The following is a 14,691-nucleotide window of genomic DNA, read 5'->3' on the forward strand; positions in this document are numbered from 1 at the left end:
AATCTTTAGATAAGGCGGTGGAATTCACCGCTTATCATTTTTATAATCTAGCGTTATGCTAGTTTTGCTAGTGCCGCTGTTCTTATAATAGCTATAATGACAGCGTTTTTAATGCTTCAGATAAGGCAAATTCACCATTTACACCGCGGGCAATATCTTGCTCAATTTGTGTATTCCACTGTGCTTCAGACCAAATCTCAAACTTATTGAGTTGCCCCACCAACATAATAGATTTTTCTAATTTTGCATGCTGGCGTAATGGCTGACTTAACAGAATACGACCGGCGTTATCTAATTCGCATTCTGTCGCAAATCCCATCATCACGCGTTTTAAGGCATTTTGAACAGGATCTAAACTTGACAGTCCCAATAATTTTTGTTCAATTTCTTCCCATTCTTTTAAGGGATAAAGCAATAAACAAGGCTGGCGCGCATCGACCGTGCAAATCATCATCCCTTGATTTTGTTCCAGAATTTCAGGGCGATAACGCGTTGGGATCGCAAGACGACCTTTCGCATCTAAATTTACCGCTGAAGCCCCTCGAAACATGCCACTCTTCCAAAATGAGAATTGAACCCTGAAAAGTGCGGTCAATATGATAAGAATTTCTAAAATTTCCCACAAATTACCACTTTTCACCACTTTGGTGAGAATTTTATAATCTGAACGCTTAATATGCAAGCAGATTAAACGTTTGCTTACAAATCTTTACATTTCTATACAAAACGACAGGCAATCCATCCTAGTAATAAAAATTTTTCGCCCAAAAATAAAAACGCACCTTGAAAATTCAAAGTGCGTTTAAATTAGCGTCGATTTTAGTCTTGCGTTTGTTCTTCAGGTGTTAATGGTTTTAAAAACACAAAGAACGCCATCACGGCAACCGCTGTTGTCGCTACGCCGACCCAAAGTGAGGCATCATAAGAGAGGTTGAAGCCAATTGGCGCGTTAGCAATATAGCTTGTACAGACCATGGTCATAAAAATTGCCGGGATAGTGGTAATCCAATGGAATTTTTGATGACGGAATAAATAGGCTGAAGCGGTCCATAACATCACCATTGCGGTCGTTTGGTTTGCCCAACCGAAGTAACGCCATAATACTTGGAAGTCAACGGTTGAAACCCAATAACCAATAGCAAATAATGGAATTGCAATACTCAAACGTTTTGCAATATTGCGTTGGTCGATTTTTAAGTAATCGGCAATTAACAAACGTGCTGCACGGAATGCCGTATCGCCTGAAGTAATAGGCAATACCACCACACCTAATACGGCTAAGATACCACCAAATAAACCAAGCATCCCGATAGCAGAGTCATAAACGACTTTAGATGGCGTACCTTTCAAGGCTTCCATAAATGAGGCTTGATCATCGTAGAAACTTAACCCCACCATACACCAAATTAAGGCAATCACCCCTTCGCCAATCATCGCACCGTAGAAAATAAAACGGCCTTCTTTTTCATTTTCCGTACAACGTGCCATTAATGGTGATTGTGTTGCATGGAAGCCGGAAATCGCACCACAAGCAATGGTCACGAATAAGAGTGGCCAAATTGGCGTCCCTTCTTTTGGATGTAAGTTGGCGAAGAAATCCGCTAATTCCACTTCATGGCCTAATTTAGCCGTTACGGTTTGGAATAATGGAATCCCTTCAAAGAATAAACCAAATAACATGCCTAATGTCATAAACATTAACAATGCACCAAACAATGGATAGATTCGACCGATAATTTTATCTACCGGCACTAAGGTTGCGATAATGTAGTAAACAAAAATAACCGCGGTCCAAATAGCTAAAATGGTTCCTTTGGCTGCACCCGCTTCATCATTCACCGCTGCCGCACCAACAGAGCCTGAATTCATTAAATCGCTAGTAATATTAGTCAATAATGATGCCGGACTTGCCACAAACACCACACCAACTAACAATAGCAATAAAATAGCGAAGATATTCATCACATGTTTTGCAGGACGACCTAAGTATTTACCCGACATATAAGGAATACTCGCCCCACCGTTACGAATACTCAGCATACCGCTGAAATAATCATGTACCGCACCTGCAAATACGCAACCGAACACAATCCAAAGCATGGCCACCGGCCCATATAACGCCCCTAAGATCGGACCGAAAATCGGACCTGTACCGGCGATATTTAAAAGTTGGATTAACCAAATTTTCTTCTTCGACATGGGCACATAGTCCACGCCATCATTTAAGGCATAAGCCGGCGTTTCACGTTTTGGATTGATAACAAAGATTTTTTCCACAACTTTACTATACAAAAAGTAACCAAGCAGTAAAATTGCGACACAAATTAAAAACCACAACATGGGATTTTCCTTAATTAACGTTAATAAAATAACACCGCGGATATTTTAAAGAGCTGTTAATAAGTTGTAAATCCCCGACAATCTGTTTTCTTTCCGGAAATGTGACCAAGATCACATTACTTTTTATCCTTAGGCTCATCCTTAATAAGATTACCTTGCTCATCTGCTTTTACAATAGGTGTACAGCTGCGGCAAGCCCCATTATCCACACCCAAATCTTGACAAAATTCATGATATTTATTGAGTAATTTTTTGAAAAATCCTTCAGATTGTTTTTGTTCAGCCATGTTCTTTTAGTCCCCATTTTCTAACAAAGTTTTAACTTCTTGGCGACAACAGGATAACCAAGATTTCTTACCGCCATATGACGCATTGTCCCTCATCCCCCGGGCACAATAGGCCGCTAAGGTAGGACAATCGCCTTGGTTAGATTGTGCCACTAATCGCCGAATGGGCGCAAGGGTTGAAAATAAAGTGCGGTGAAAATCTGCAAAGTTCTGCAATAAACACCTATCTTGTACGTTTAAGTCCCAATCGATTTCTCTCGCCCCTAATTTCAACGCTAACGGATGGGCTGTTAAGACAAAATCTCGTGCAAAATAACCCGAAAGTTGTTGCGCAACATGTTGTCCGGCAGGGGAAATACCGCGTACAGCTAGGGCTGAATAACAACCACTACTCGCTTCTTTATGCTCACAGATTTGCACCAAAACAAAACCGCACTTTTGCCAAAAATACATTAATTCATCCGTATAACCAAAGCTCACCGAAAGAAAATCCACCTCTGCATCTTTAGCAATCCGCTCAATCAGCTTTTGCCCCAACCCCTGCTTCTGCCAATTCGGTTGTAGTGCAATACGCGAAATACGCAAGGAACGCAATGTACAGGCCAACGGAAAATGATAAAAAAATGCCAAAGATTGTGCCGCCAAATTGCCTTTGGGGCGGCGTTGGCCACGACAAATTTGTTCAATTAACACGTTATCCTGCATTCCCCCTTCTTCCATTAGCCATACACCACCGAGTAAATTCGACGCACTTTCCGCTACATAAAATTGCTGCTTAGGGGCATCCAATAAACGGCGCAAATCCAACGGCGAAGTACGATAGTGAGCCAATGTTAACAGCCCATAAAAATCTTGGATGCGTTGCACAATATGAGATTGTGAAACTTGGCGAAAAATGACCGCACTTTGCGGGTTAAAGGCAGGTTGAATTAAACGATCTTCGCAATCAATCAACAACAATTCATCAATAAATTGCTCCAATCTATCGCCTTCCGCCCAGCGTAATGGTTTGGTGAGTTCAAGATGTTGGAAAGTGCGGTCTAAATTGGCAAGAAATTTCAGCAAAAAACCTCGCCCCGTACCTTCATAGCTATGAATCGTCGTGGTGATCACAATATGTTTAAAGGTAGAAATCAGCTGAAACAATAAGGGCAAGGGCAACATGGCGGCTTCATCAATAAACAGCCAATCTTCACGAAATGGTTCAGGATCCTGCTTGATTTGAGCCACCAATTCATCAGGCGCAACAAAATTCAAGGGAATCGCGGCAAAATCTTGTAAAGTTTTCACCGCGCTTTTATTGGGTGCGGTGACATAACAACGTGATCTTAACTGTTTAATCAGCATACCTGCCAAGGCTGATTTTCCACGTCCTCGTTTTGCCGTAATAATATAAAGATCCGATTGTTGTTTGAGGATTTTACTGATGATTTGTGATTGTTCTGCTGTCGCCTGTAGAGACACAGTGCCGGTGTCCGTCGAGGCATTTGCCACAAATTTATCGGACACAGGCAGTGTGTCCCTACGATATTTTTCAATCAAATTCTCGAAATACGCGTTAAAATTCGGGGTTTCAATTCCTTGCTCAACGCCTGACCAACGCAAGCTATCCAAATCCCTTTGCTGATTTTCATCTAGCCACAACACCAATTCACCACCGGCGCGTAGCGTACCGACGGCAATCGCCAAGGCATCCAAATTCAATGTGGTTCGCCCATCATACAAAATCCAATCAAATTCCTGCCCAAGCAGATTTTTGGCTTGGCTAAAATTTTCAGGCGATAAAATCACCGCACTTTCCTTTAAATGCGAGGGAAAGTGCGGTGGATTTTGGTCATATTTTAAGGTTAAACAGCGTTCAGCTAACATTAGGGTCTGTTTATCTTTCAATAAAAGGCTGCGGCGGAGCTTATTTTTTGCCCAATCAAGGCAAAAAAACTGCCGTTTAGTCATTCTAAACAAAGTTTTTTTAACACAGAGTGGGCAAAAAAGAAGCCCGCCCCTTCGGGTTGTGCCTAAAAAAGCCATCGTCGTTGTTGTAAAACTTGTAAATAGTCCTGCTATTAACTGCGTTTTACGCCTAGCCGATGGCTTTTTTAGGCGACAACGCAGCTTTTTATTGAAAGATAAACAGACCCTATTCTTCATCGTAGGAATAAGGATCTTCAAAGCCAAGCCCTGTCATAATTTCCGTTTCAAGGCTTTCCATTTCTTCCGCTTCATCATCTTCAATATGGTCATAACCCAACAAATGCAAACTGCCATGCACCACCATATGCGCCCAATGTGCTAATAACGGTTTGCCTTGTTCTTGCGCTTCACGTTCCACCACTTGACGGCAAATAATCAAATCCCCTAACAAAGGCAAATCCACTTCTTCCGGACATTCAAAAGGAAAAGATAACACATTCGTTGGGCGATCTTTGCCACGATAAGTTAAATTCAATTCGTGGCTTTCCGCTTCATCTACAATGCGTATCGTAATTTCAGGTTCGATACTCTCCGCGCGTACTGCTTGCGTTGCCCAATGGGTAAATTGTTCAAGTGTTGGCAAATGCGTTTGATCTTCGCTCGCAATTTGTAAATCAATAATGACGTTTTGCATTTATTATTCTCTATCTCGACTTTGAATAATCAAAACATAGCCCGAATTCAGGCTAACTTCAATGGGTTTTCCAATAAATTCATTGCTCGAATAAATTTTCTTACTAAAAAAATTCTGTGCATTTAATTCATATTTTGCCCCAGTAATCGTCAATTTGTCATCAGACATAAAAGAGACATATTTCATTCCCTGAACAGGAAAAATTTGGTGCTTACCTGCTGGCGCATAGCTAATATGATTTTGTGTATTAACAAGGGAAATTTGCTGCATAAATGGCGCCAAGGCAGGTTCAGAAGGTAAGAAAACATTGGAAAATAAATGATCTAACCGTCCGCCAAATGCACCATAAACCGTGACCAACGCCGTAGGAAATCGTGCAAACACGCCTTTCAACGCCAATTCAGTATCAGTATCATTTTTCACGGTTGGCGCACTCACTATTTCTTTCGCACTTGCTCGAATCTTCATCAGCTCATTTTCTGTCACGCTGTCAAAATCACCCACAGCAAAATCCAGTGGCAAACCATTATCTAACAGCGCCAAACAACCGCGATCAATCCCAACATAATAATCGTAACCTTGCTCAATCGGCGAGAAATCCCCACCTGCAACTAACGCAATGTTCATGTTACTCACTCTTTTCTATCTCAAGTGCGGTTGATATTACCACAGTTTTTCACTCTGACTAGTTTTTCTGAAGTTCCTTTAAAAATGCCACAAAATGGCTTTTCTGCGATGGGGTTAAACTTGCCCAAACTTGATCAACTTCATCACCATTCCATTCAAAGTCATCCATACAATCCACAAAAAAATAACTAATCGGCGTTTTCAAAAAAGTGGCAATCGCCACTAAATGTGCCACATTGATTTTGTTTGTACCGCGTTCGTAGCGGGATAATTGAGGTTGAGTTAAATTCACATATTCTGATAGCCTTTCTGCAGTAAAACCTAATTCTCTGCGTCTCTTTTGAATTCGCTGTCCTACAAGACGATCAATTTCACTTGCCAATGGTTGCGCCATATTTTGCCTTTAAATTACTTATCATTGAAGGCATATTCTTTTTGATCTTATGCGTTGACTGAATAACTTACTAGGCATATAATTTAAATTACATTACTTTAGTCGCATATTTTAACCATTACATCTAAGGAATACTTTATGAAAAAACTGCTTTCTTTATTTGTTATAAGCTTATTTTTGACAGCTTGCTCAAATCAACCACATTGGCAACCTATTCAGGATAAATACTATCAAGCTATGGAAGAGCAAGATCGAATATATAATGGGAAGATAATGGATACATTATTAAAAGCAAGTGAAGAATTATATGCAACTAATACTTATGCTACACCTGAAGAGAAAAAATTAATTCATCTTGGTCAATTATTAATACGAGATGCCATCATGGAAGCTAAACAAGATATTCGAAATTATCCCCTTGAAAATAGTTTTATGAAAGCTTATAGACGTTTTGAATTAGTTAAACAAGGTAAGATTACTTTTGCTCAATCAGCTCAATTGGCTAAACGCGATGAAATAGAAACTCGTCAAGCACAAGAAGCAGCCGCTCGACAACAAGCAGCGTTTGAACAAGCACGCTGGAATACAATGACAAGACATATAGGGCAAGGATTAGGTAAAACACCGGCCCAAATTCATATGCAACAGCAAGGGCCGATATTCAGACAAACAAACTGTAACCCTAATTATAATGGTGGTTTCAGTTGTATGTCCTATTAAAAATGCAGGTCAAAAAATAAATAGGTAAATTTTGGGAAACAATCAAATGTCTGAAAAATTATTAACGTCATGGTCTCCGATTATTCGTTGGTTACTGCTTCCTATCGTCTGTATTCTATGCCCATTCATCCTATCGATAATATATGGATTATTATTTATGCCATATGAAGGACAGCTTATTTCTGATGGGCGAGGATATTATGAAGTAGGTGGCTTTGATGTTTATTGGTTTAGTTGCATACAGGCTTTTATCTTTGGTGCAGGTTTTGTACTTCCAATTATTTATTTAGCTCCAAGCCATACAAAAATGGTACTTAATATTGCAAAAACTATTTTGTTGTTTATTTTAATTGGCTTACTAATTTGGATTTTCACTCAAAATATAAGCTTTGGTTTTTGGAATACACTAAAATTTATGGGGATATATTTATGTATTTGTTTGGGGCTTTTTATTGATAAATTTATGGATATTGAAGACTAAAATTTCAAACTATACTGGTAGTTAGTTGTACTACATATTAGATAACTAGGAGAACATTATGTGTAAATTAGGAAAATTAATATTCCTAGCGGTTGGATTGGGAACGTCTGGTCTAGTTTCGGCTGATTGGGAATATGCTTCCAATACAGGACAATCAGAAACTGGAGATTTCCGCTATACACGTTGCTACTATAAAACTATGATGGGATTTGAGTTTGCTATTGTAATACAAGGATTTTGTCCAATATCAATTGAATTTGATCCCGAAACCCAACAATGGAGACAAAACTAAAAAGGAAAATTTATGACATATTTTAATAAACCTAGAAAAGTAAACTGGGATTTAAGCTCAATCAGACAAGGCTATAAAGCTAAGATATACCATTCAAATAACAATGTATGGCAATTTTCTGACAGCTCTACAGTTGAAATATTAGAAGTCGATAAAGAAAAACAGCTTGTAACATTTGATTTTTCAAAAAGATATGATCAACATCATATCAAAGATGACAATATAACGCCAAATTCAGGACTGTCGGCTAACACTGAAATATCAAATATCATCCATCTTCCTTTTGATTATTTAGCAGATGTTGTTGAGTAATTTAGCATTGCAAGTAAACTGATGACTATAACGAGCCGAATAATTCAATTATTCGGCTCATTCACTATTCACTATGGGCAAATCAACTCAAACACACCACATATCTCGTACTTCGTCCACCTGCCGCTGTTTTTTGTAGTAAGCCTTTTTCCACTAATTCAGTTAAATGTCTTGTTGCGGTGGCTTTACTGACCTTAGCGACTTTTTGATATTGGCTGGCGTTAATGCCATTTTCAAAGCCCATTTCGCCGCCGTCTAGCAGTCGATTTAGCACTTTCTTTTGTGCGTCCAATAATTCATCTTGTGCATGAATTTGCCAAAAACGACTTTTGGCTAAAGTGCGGTGAATTTTGGTGAGGTTTTGTTGCAAAGCTTGTTGTAGCACATCTAAAAACCAATCTAACCAAGCCGTGATATCTGATATGCCTTTTTGGGTTTGCTCCAAAACCTCATAATAGGCATTGCGTTTTTGCAAAATCACCGTAGAAATGGCGTATAAGCGCACCGTTTGTTGATCCGCTTGCGCCAAAGCCAGATCCGTTAATGCCCTTGTAATTCGCCCATTGCCGTCATCAAAAGGATGTAAGGTCAATAGCCACAAATGGCAAATACCGGCACGTAGCAAAGGATCCAGGTGAGTTTGATAACGACTTTGGTTAAACCAAGTTAAAAAATGGGTGAGTTCTTGTTCCAAATCAGAACGTGGCGGTGCTTCAAAATGCACTCTAGGACGATCTAAACGACCTGACACCACTTGCATAGGTTCATCACCACGCAACTGCCCAACCGAAATTCGCCCCAAAACCGATTTTTCGGGAAATAACCACTGATGCCATTGCAACAAACGTTCTAAAGTCAATTCTTGTTGCCAATTTTCTAAGACATCTAACATAATATTGCTGACACCTTCGCTACGATCTGTGATGGGATAAGGATTCTCAAGGCTAACGCCTAAGCGTTTAGCAAGGGAGGAACGTAGGGAAAAAGCGTTTAAACTTTCCCCTTCAATGGCAGATGAACTCAAGATATTTTCTAATAACACATTTAAACCGGATTGAGGAGCAAGCACTTGCCCCTGCGTTGAACCCAATAATTCCCCAAGCAATTTCCAACATTGGCGTAATTTAGGGGAAATTTGTTGCTCATCCCAACGAAAATCCGTCCAATTTTCTTGTTGCCAAATCCATAAGCCATGCTCAAATTGCATATTCACTCACCTTTGTTCCCCTAGAATGAGCCGATTATAAAAAATATTCAGCTCAAATTCAAAACAAAAATGAGCCGAATAATTCAGTTATTCGGCTCATTTTCTTTATTCGGGTTCGTGTATGGCTTTTTCTTCTTTTTCCAATCGTTTTTGTTCTGCTAATTTTTGTTTGCGTATTTCATCTTCCGCTTCCCATTTTTCATAGGCTTGGACGACTTTGGCGACCACAGGATGGCGGACAATATCTTGGCTGTCGAAGTAATTAAAGCTCAACTCTTTGACTTCAGATAACACTTCCATGGCGTGTTTTAAGCCTGATTTCTGGCTACGCGGCAAATCCACTTGGGTAACATCGCCTGTAATCACTGCTTTGGAATTAAAGCCAATTCGAGTTAAGAACATTTTCATTTGTTCCACGGTCGTATTTTGGCTTTCGTCTAAAATAATAAAACTGTCATTAAGCGTTCGACCGCGCATATACGCCAATGGTGCAATTTCAATCACATTACGTTCCATCAGTTTTTCCACGCGCTCAAAGCCTAACATTTCGTACAAGGCATCGTATAAAGGGCGTAAATAGGGTTCGATTTTAGATCCCAAATCTCCCGGTAAAAAACCGAGTTTTTCTCCTGCTTCTACCGCAGGGCGCGTGAGTAAAATGCGGCGAATTTCTTGCCGTTCAAGGGCTTCCACCGCTGCAGCCACCGCTAAAAAGGTTTTACCGGTTCCGGCAGGGCCAATACCAAAACTAATATCGTGAGTCAAAATGTTATGCAAATATTCAATTTGATTTTTCCCACGTGGCTTAATCAAGCCGCGTTTGGTTTTAATGGTCGTAGTGTAAACTTTGCTTTCAGCAGGTTCGTCTGCTTCTCCTTGCGCCAACATACGGCTTTCTTGAATAGCAAGATGCACGTCTTCTAAATCCAATTCTTTAATTTTACCTTTAATCGGCGCGGTTTCCACATACAAATCTTGAATTAATTTCACCGCACTTTTAATTAATTTTTCGTGGTGCGGTTTTGGTTTCTCATCATTTGTTTCTACTGTAAAATCAAAATTACGGCGAGAAATCGATAAGTTAAACTCTTTTTCAATCAGTTTCAAATGATCATCAAATGCGCCACAAAGTGATTGTAAACGCTGATTATCGCCAGGTTCTAGGGTAAAATGTTGAGAAAAATCGTTGTTCATAAATATCAGTTTGCCTGAATAACTAAGTATTTTTGTAAAATAATTTGACGGAAATTGTCACTCGTTGTTGCCCAATCCACGACATCCACTTTCCAAGGTAAGTTTGATTCAGAAAAGGCATCAACTAAATCCGCGTAAGTTTGTAAATCCAGCGGTTCAGCTGTGATCACGGCTAAATCTAAATCTGAATAAGGTTTAACATTACCATTCACACGTGAACCAAATGCCCAAACTTCATAAGTAGGGACATATTTCTGTAAAACCTCTCGCACAATGGCTAATTCATTATCTGTCACTAAAAGTGCGGTCATTTTTAAATACGTTTTTGCAAAGATTGAACAAGATATTTAGCTTCTTCTAAAAATTGAGGAATACTGGAAACCACTTGAATTGCCGTATTTTCATCATAAGTATGGCTTGTTCGGCTACGCATTTCTCGATAACGTCGCCAATCCGTCCAGTTTCCAAGCAGAAGCCCTTTTTCATTTCCTGTGCGGATTAAATCCTGAAATGACATACCATCAAACTCGGCCGGATTGGGTGATGTCTGCTCCAAATAACGTTTCAGCATTTTATAGCTTAATTCATAAGTGAATTCAAAACGTTGAATTAAACCATCGCGGATTTGCAAATCTGAAGTATCCAATTCATAACGAACAAGCCCCTCATCTAAACGCAAAACGGCATTTTTTAATGGTGTAATATCCAGTTTTTCCATATGTTAATCCAATTAAGCCGGCAACTCAGGGAACAACATTTTCACCACATCCAACGTTAATCTGCGGGATTTTCCTGCATAAGGGAAAATATGCATCATCATCATTGGGTTAAAATTGGCTTCAATCACGCCCCAAGATTGCAAATTCGGCTCAGCCGGCTTTTTCAAATCAGGGATAATTAAGTCCACACCACAAACCGCCGCGCCCATGGCTTTGGTGATACCAACAGCAAGTTGTTTGTAGCTGTCGTGCATTTCCTCTGTCATGTCAATACTGTCGCCGCCTGTGCTGATATTGGAGTTGGCACGTAATTGTACAAGCTGTCCTGCTGCAGGTACGCTGTCCACGGTTAAGCCTTGTTCTTTCAGTTGTAGCTGTTCAATGTCGCCTAAAGCAATTTTTTTCAATGGCGTGCGGCTGCCATCCCCACGTAATGGATGAGCATTTTTCGCTGCCACTAATTCTGCCACGGTAGATTTTCCGTCACCCGTTACATTAGCTGGCACGCGCAATAACACAGCCAACGTTTGATCGCCTAACACAAAGAAACGGTATTCTGTTCCCACAAGGTAATCTTCCACCATAATTTCTTTATCTTCACGGAAAGCGATTTCAACGGCTTTGGCAAAATCTTCGCGGTTGGTGACGCCTTGTTGGAAAATGGTAATGCCTAAACCAAAGTTGGTGGATTTTGGTTTAATCACCACAGCTTTACCTTCAAATAAAGCGTAATTGGCAACAGCTTGCTCAAGGCTGGTAAATTCGCGACTTTGCGGCACATTAAACTCGGCTTCTGCCAGCACTTTTTTGGTGACCACTTTATTTTCCATAATCAACGGTGAAATATAGCTGTCGTGGCTGGTCATATTACCGTTTTTCACATATTCAACGTGGTCGCCGAATTGCAAACGTAGAAATTGATCGTTTTCATCTAAAATCTCCATTTTCAAGCCTTTTTGGATCACATCAAACATTAAGGCTTGGGTAGATAATTCCATATTATTAAACGCCGTCAACATATAGAAAGTATCAAGGACATTTTGTTTGTAAACTCGCGCTAAATTTGCGCCAAACGCTTGGTATCCACCGGCTTTTTCAATTTCGTCCACTACGCGCGCGCCAAGGGTCAATTGTGGTTCAGCAAATGCAGCAAATTTATCTTCCGCAATTTCCACCGCACTTTCGCCGGCACCAATCGTTTCGAGCATATTCATCATCTCAGAAAGCAACATTTCCCCCTCAACAGCATATTGAGTAGGTTGACGTGGATCTTCCCATGCCACTTCCGCTAAACGCGCTTTTCCGATTTCCACCCCATCGCTATCCGCCGTTTCATCAATCCAAATCATTAACATAATGAAATAATGGATAAATTTCGCATCATCTAATGCAATACCGTTCGGTTCAAATGGGTTAAGATCAAATAAACGGAATTCCAAATATTGAATCCCTGTTTCCAAAAATTCACGGGCTTTTTTCGCACCACGCAAACGCACGTTTGAATAAAATTCTTTTTCTGCAATTAATTTGCCTGAATTGACCCAATGTTCCAGGGTTTCCACATATTGTGGAATACTGTCGAAAGAGACCTTAATTTCAGGCGCATTTACATAACCATATTGGCTCGAACGCAAACTACGCACATATTGATTCGGTTTTAATGGCGAACCGTCTTTAAAATAATTCGCATCGACCGTTGGCGTTGCCGCTAAAAGATATAACAGCACCCATTGATAACGCAGGAAATTTTTCGCTAATTTCAGATATAACGCATTCTGAAATTCTACCGCGCTTTGATATTTATCTTGTGTATTAAATAGAGCTTGGACAAACTCAGGAGCAAATTGGAAATTATAATGAATACCGCTTACCATCTGTTTGTACGCACCATAAGATGCGACTAAATGCTCACGATAAGCCACATCTTCAGGATTGTCTAACTGCGCCACTTTAATATCTTTTTCAGGCGGTAATCCTGCAGGCATACTCATAGGGAAAATATATTCATCTTCAGGTAAGCTACGCAACACGACTTCGTGAATGGTCTGCAACCAACGTAGTGTATCTTCAAGTGTTTTATTTGGCGGCGTAATTAATTCTAACTGGCTTTCCGCAAAATCCGTTTGGATATAAGGATGAAAAGAACGGTTGCCAAACACTTTGGGGTGCGCTGTAGTCACCACAGAACCCTCTTGATGAACACGTTGGCTTTCTTTTTCAATCCCAAATGAGCCTTGTTGGAATAATAAACCAAGGCGGTTATTTTTAATAATTTGTTGTAATTTCATGGTTAACTTCCTTATCAAAGGCTGCTGTTGAAAATAGCCTTACTTTATCATTGTTTGATAGTAATCGGCAATAATGTGATATTGGTACCCATCGTCCAACTACAGGGGCAAAATATTTTTCGCCCTAATAACATATAGAGAGAACAATGGGGCGAAAGATGTTTCGCCCCTACATCAACGATTTATGCATCGACAATAAAAAAAGTGCGGCCAAATTCGACCGCACTTTAGGTTGAAAAATGGATTATTTATATTCCACTACAATATCTTCCGCTTTGATGGTGTCGCCATAAATTGGTTTTAAGGTTTTTTCATAAGCGGCATTTAATACACCATCTTTACTTAATTTTTCCATTTCAGCACTTAACCACGCTAAAAGATCTTTATCTTCTTTGCGTACCGCACCTGCGATAAAGTCAATATCGCCTAACTCTTTTACACCCACAACAAAACCAGGGTTTTCTTTTGCCCATGCGAATAATAAGGCGTTATCATGAGCCAATGCATCGCCACGTCCATCACGTAAGGCTTCAAAGGTTTCTGTGTTTTGTTCAAACTTTAACAAATTAACATTCGGGAAGTTTTTAGTGAAATACGCATCCGCGGTGGTTCCTTTGTTCACTAACAGCGTTTTGCCTTCTAATTGTTTCACGTCGGTGATTGTACCATCTTTAGACACCACACCTAAAGCCACTTTCATATAAGGTTTGGCAAAATCTACCACTTCTTGACGAGCAGGTGTAACGGTGAAGTTCGCTAACGTAATATCTACTTTATTTGAGAGCAAATATTCCGCGCGGTTTGCTGCCTCGACTAACACAAATTCCACTTTGTTTTCATCGCCTAATAAATCTTTTGTTAAGGCCTTAGCAATTTCAACGTCAAATCCTTGGTTCTTGCCGTCTTTATCCACATAACCAAATGGCGGTTTATCACTGAATACACCAATACGAATTTTGTCTGCTTGTTTAATGCGTTCAATCGCACCGGCTTTTGGCGCATCATTATTGGCTGCGCTATTCTCTTTGTCGTTACACGCGGTGACGCCTAAAGCAAGAAGTAAGGTCACGGCTAATGTGGTAATTTTTTTCAATGCTTTCATAACATTTCCTTTTATGGTTAATGATGTTGTGTTGTTGAATTTGAAAGCATTATAAAAAGAAGCCTTGACCAAAAGGAAAGAACGATTTGCTATTTAATATGCAAATTTTGAATTAAACAAAAA

Annotated in this window: 17 protein-coding genes; 4 read left to right on the top strand and 13 right to left on the bottom strand. The window is 39.8% G+C overall.

What is annotated here, in order from left to right; all coding sequences use genetic code 11:
• Positions 1 to 91: 91 nt before the first annotated feature.
• The 7 genes from mraZ to Q0O89_RS00125 form a co-directional block, all read right to left on the bottom strand.
• Positions 92 to 550: a division/cell wall cluster transcriptional repressor MraZ gene (gene mraZ / locus Q0O89_RS00095; protein WP_135710806.1), complete on the bottom strand. Its 459-nt coding sequence runs from the start codon at positions 548 to 550 to the stop codon at positions 92 to 94.
• Between the two features lie 269 nt (positions 551 to 819).
• Positions 820 to 2,340: a carbon starvation protein A gene (locus Q0O89_RS00100; protein WP_293729326.1), complete on the bottom strand. Its 1,521-nt coding sequence runs from the start codon at positions 2,338 to 2,340 to the stop codon at positions 820 to 822.
• A gap of 116 nt (positions 2,341 to 2,456) precedes the next feature.
• Positions 2,457 to 2,627: a DUF5363 domain-containing protein gene (locus tag Q0O89_RS00105; protein ID WP_293729328.1), complete on the bottom strand. Its 171-nt coding sequence runs from the start codon at positions 2,625 to 2,627 to the stop codon at positions 2,457 to 2,459.
• Between the two features lie 6 nt (positions 2,628 to 2,633).
• A complete protein-coding gene (locus Q0O89_RS00110; protein ID WP_293729330.1) occupies positions 2,634 to 4,496 on the bottom strand; it encodes a GNAT family N-acetyltransferase in 1,863 nt (620 codons plus the stop codon).
• 268 nt (positions 4,497 to 4,764) lie between these two features.
• Positions 4,765 to 5,232: an rRNA maturation RNase YbeY gene (gene ybeY / locus Q0O89_RS00115; RefSeq protein WP_293729332.1), complete on the bottom strand. Its 468-nt coding sequence runs from the start codon at positions 5,230 to 5,232 to the stop codon at positions 4,765 to 4,767.
• A 3-nt stretch (positions 5,233 to 5,235) separates the two neighbouring features.
• The gene (locus tag Q0O89_RS00120) at positions 5,236 to 5,859 is read right to left on the bottom strand and encodes a thiamine diphosphokinase (RefSeq protein WP_293729334.1); all 624 of its coding nucleotides are present in this window, start codon (positions 5,857 to 5,859) and stop codon (positions 5,236 to 5,238) included.
• 58 nt (positions 5,860 to 5,917) lie between these two features.
• Positions 5,918 to 6,253, bottom strand: coding sequence for a helix-turn-helix transcriptional regulator (locus Q0O89_RS00125; RefSeq protein ID WP_293729336.1), 336 nt, complete (start codon positions 6,251 to 6,253; stop codon positions 5,918 to 5,920).
• A gap of 138 nt (positions 6,254 to 6,391) precedes the next feature.
• Between Q0O89_RS00125 and Q0O89_RS00130 the strand changes: the two genes are divergently transcribed.
• The 4 genes from Q0O89_RS00130 to Q0O89_RS00145 are packed head-to-tail and all read left to right on the top strand — an operon-like array spanning position 6,392 to position 8,058.
• Entirely contained in the window at positions 6,392 to 6,973 is a 582-nt protein-coding gene (locus Q0O89_RS00130; RefSeq protein WP_293729338.1) for a hypothetical protein, read from the top strand.
• 46 nt (positions 6,974 to 7,019) lie between these two features.
• Positions 7,020 to 7,454 carry a hypothetical protein gene (locus tag Q0O89_RS00135; RefSeq protein ID WP_276981114.1) on the top strand — a complete coding sequence of 145 codons (435 nt, stop codon included), beginning with the start codon at positions 7,020 to 7,022 and terminating at the stop codon, positions 7,452 to 7,454.
• A 58-nt stretch (positions 7,455 to 7,512) separates the two neighbouring features.
• Complete coding sequence (locus Q0O89_RS00140; RefSeq protein WP_135710799.1) at positions 7,513 to 7,746, top strand: hypothetical protein; 234 nt, start codon at positions 7,513 to 7,515, stop codon at positions 7,744 to 7,746.
• A gap of 12 nt (positions 7,747 to 7,758) precedes the next feature.
• Positions 7,759 to 8,058: a hypothetical protein gene (locus Q0O89_RS00145; protein ID WP_135710798.1), complete on the top strand. Its 300-nt coding sequence runs from the start codon at positions 7,759 to 7,761 to the stop codon at positions 8,056 to 8,058.
• An 82-nt stretch (positions 8,059 to 8,140) separates the two neighbouring features.
• Here Q0O89_RS00145 and Q0O89_RS00150 read toward each other — a convergent pair whose 3' ends face one another.
• The 6 genes from Q0O89_RS00150 to Q0O89_RS00175 all read right to left on the bottom strand — a co-directional run bounded on the left by Q0O89_RS00150 (position 8,141) and on the right by Q0O89_RS00175 (position 14,568).
• Entirely contained in the window at positions 8,141 to 9,265 is a 1,125-nt protein-coding gene (locus Q0O89_RS00150; protein ID WP_293729343.1) for a Fic family protein, read from the bottom strand.
• A gap of 105 nt (positions 9,266 to 9,370) precedes the next feature.
• Positions 9,371 to 10,459: a PhoH family protein gene (locus Q0O89_RS00155; protein ID WP_293729345.1), complete on the bottom strand. Its 1,089-nt coding sequence runs from the start codon at positions 10,457 to 10,459 to the stop codon at positions 9,371 to 9,373.
• 5 nt (positions 10,460 to 10,464) lie between these two features.
• The gene (locus Q0O89_RS00160) at positions 10,465 to 10,770 is read right to left on the bottom strand and encodes a nucleotidyltransferase domain-containing protein (RefSeq protein ID WP_293729347.1); all 306 of its coding nucleotides are present in this window, start codon (positions 10,768 to 10,770) and stop codon (positions 10,465 to 10,467) included.
• Positions 10,771 to 10,772: 2 nt separating this feature from the next.
• On the bottom strand, positions 10,773 to 11,177 hold the full coding sequence (locus tag Q0O89_RS00165; RefSeq protein ID WP_293729349.1) for a nucleotidyltransferase substrate binding protein: 405 nt from the start codon (positions 11,175 to 11,177) through the stop codon (positions 10,773 to 10,775).
• A 12-nt stretch (positions 11,178 to 11,189) separates the two neighbouring features.
• Positions 11,190 to 13,466, bottom strand: a complete 2,277-nt coding sequence (gene gshAB, locus Q0O89_RS00170; RefSeq protein ID WP_293729351.1) for a bifunctional glutamate--cysteine ligase GshA/glutathione synthetase GshB — start codon at positions 13,464 to 13,466, stop codon at positions 11,190 to 11,192.
• A 244-nt stretch (positions 13,467 to 13,710) separates the two neighbouring features.
• Positions 13,711 to 14,568, bottom strand: a complete 858-nt coding sequence (locus Q0O89_RS00175; RefSeq protein WP_293729353.1) for a cysteine ABC transporter substrate-binding protein — start codon at positions 14,566 to 14,568, stop codon at positions 13,711 to 13,713.
• Between the last annotated feature and the right edge of the window lie 123 nt (positions 14,569 to 14,691).

The sequence above is a fragment of the uncultured Actinobacillus sp. genome (assembly GCF_945915845.1).
GTDB lineage: Bacteria > Pseudomonadota > Gammaproteobacteria > Enterobacterales > Pasteurellaceae > Exercitatus.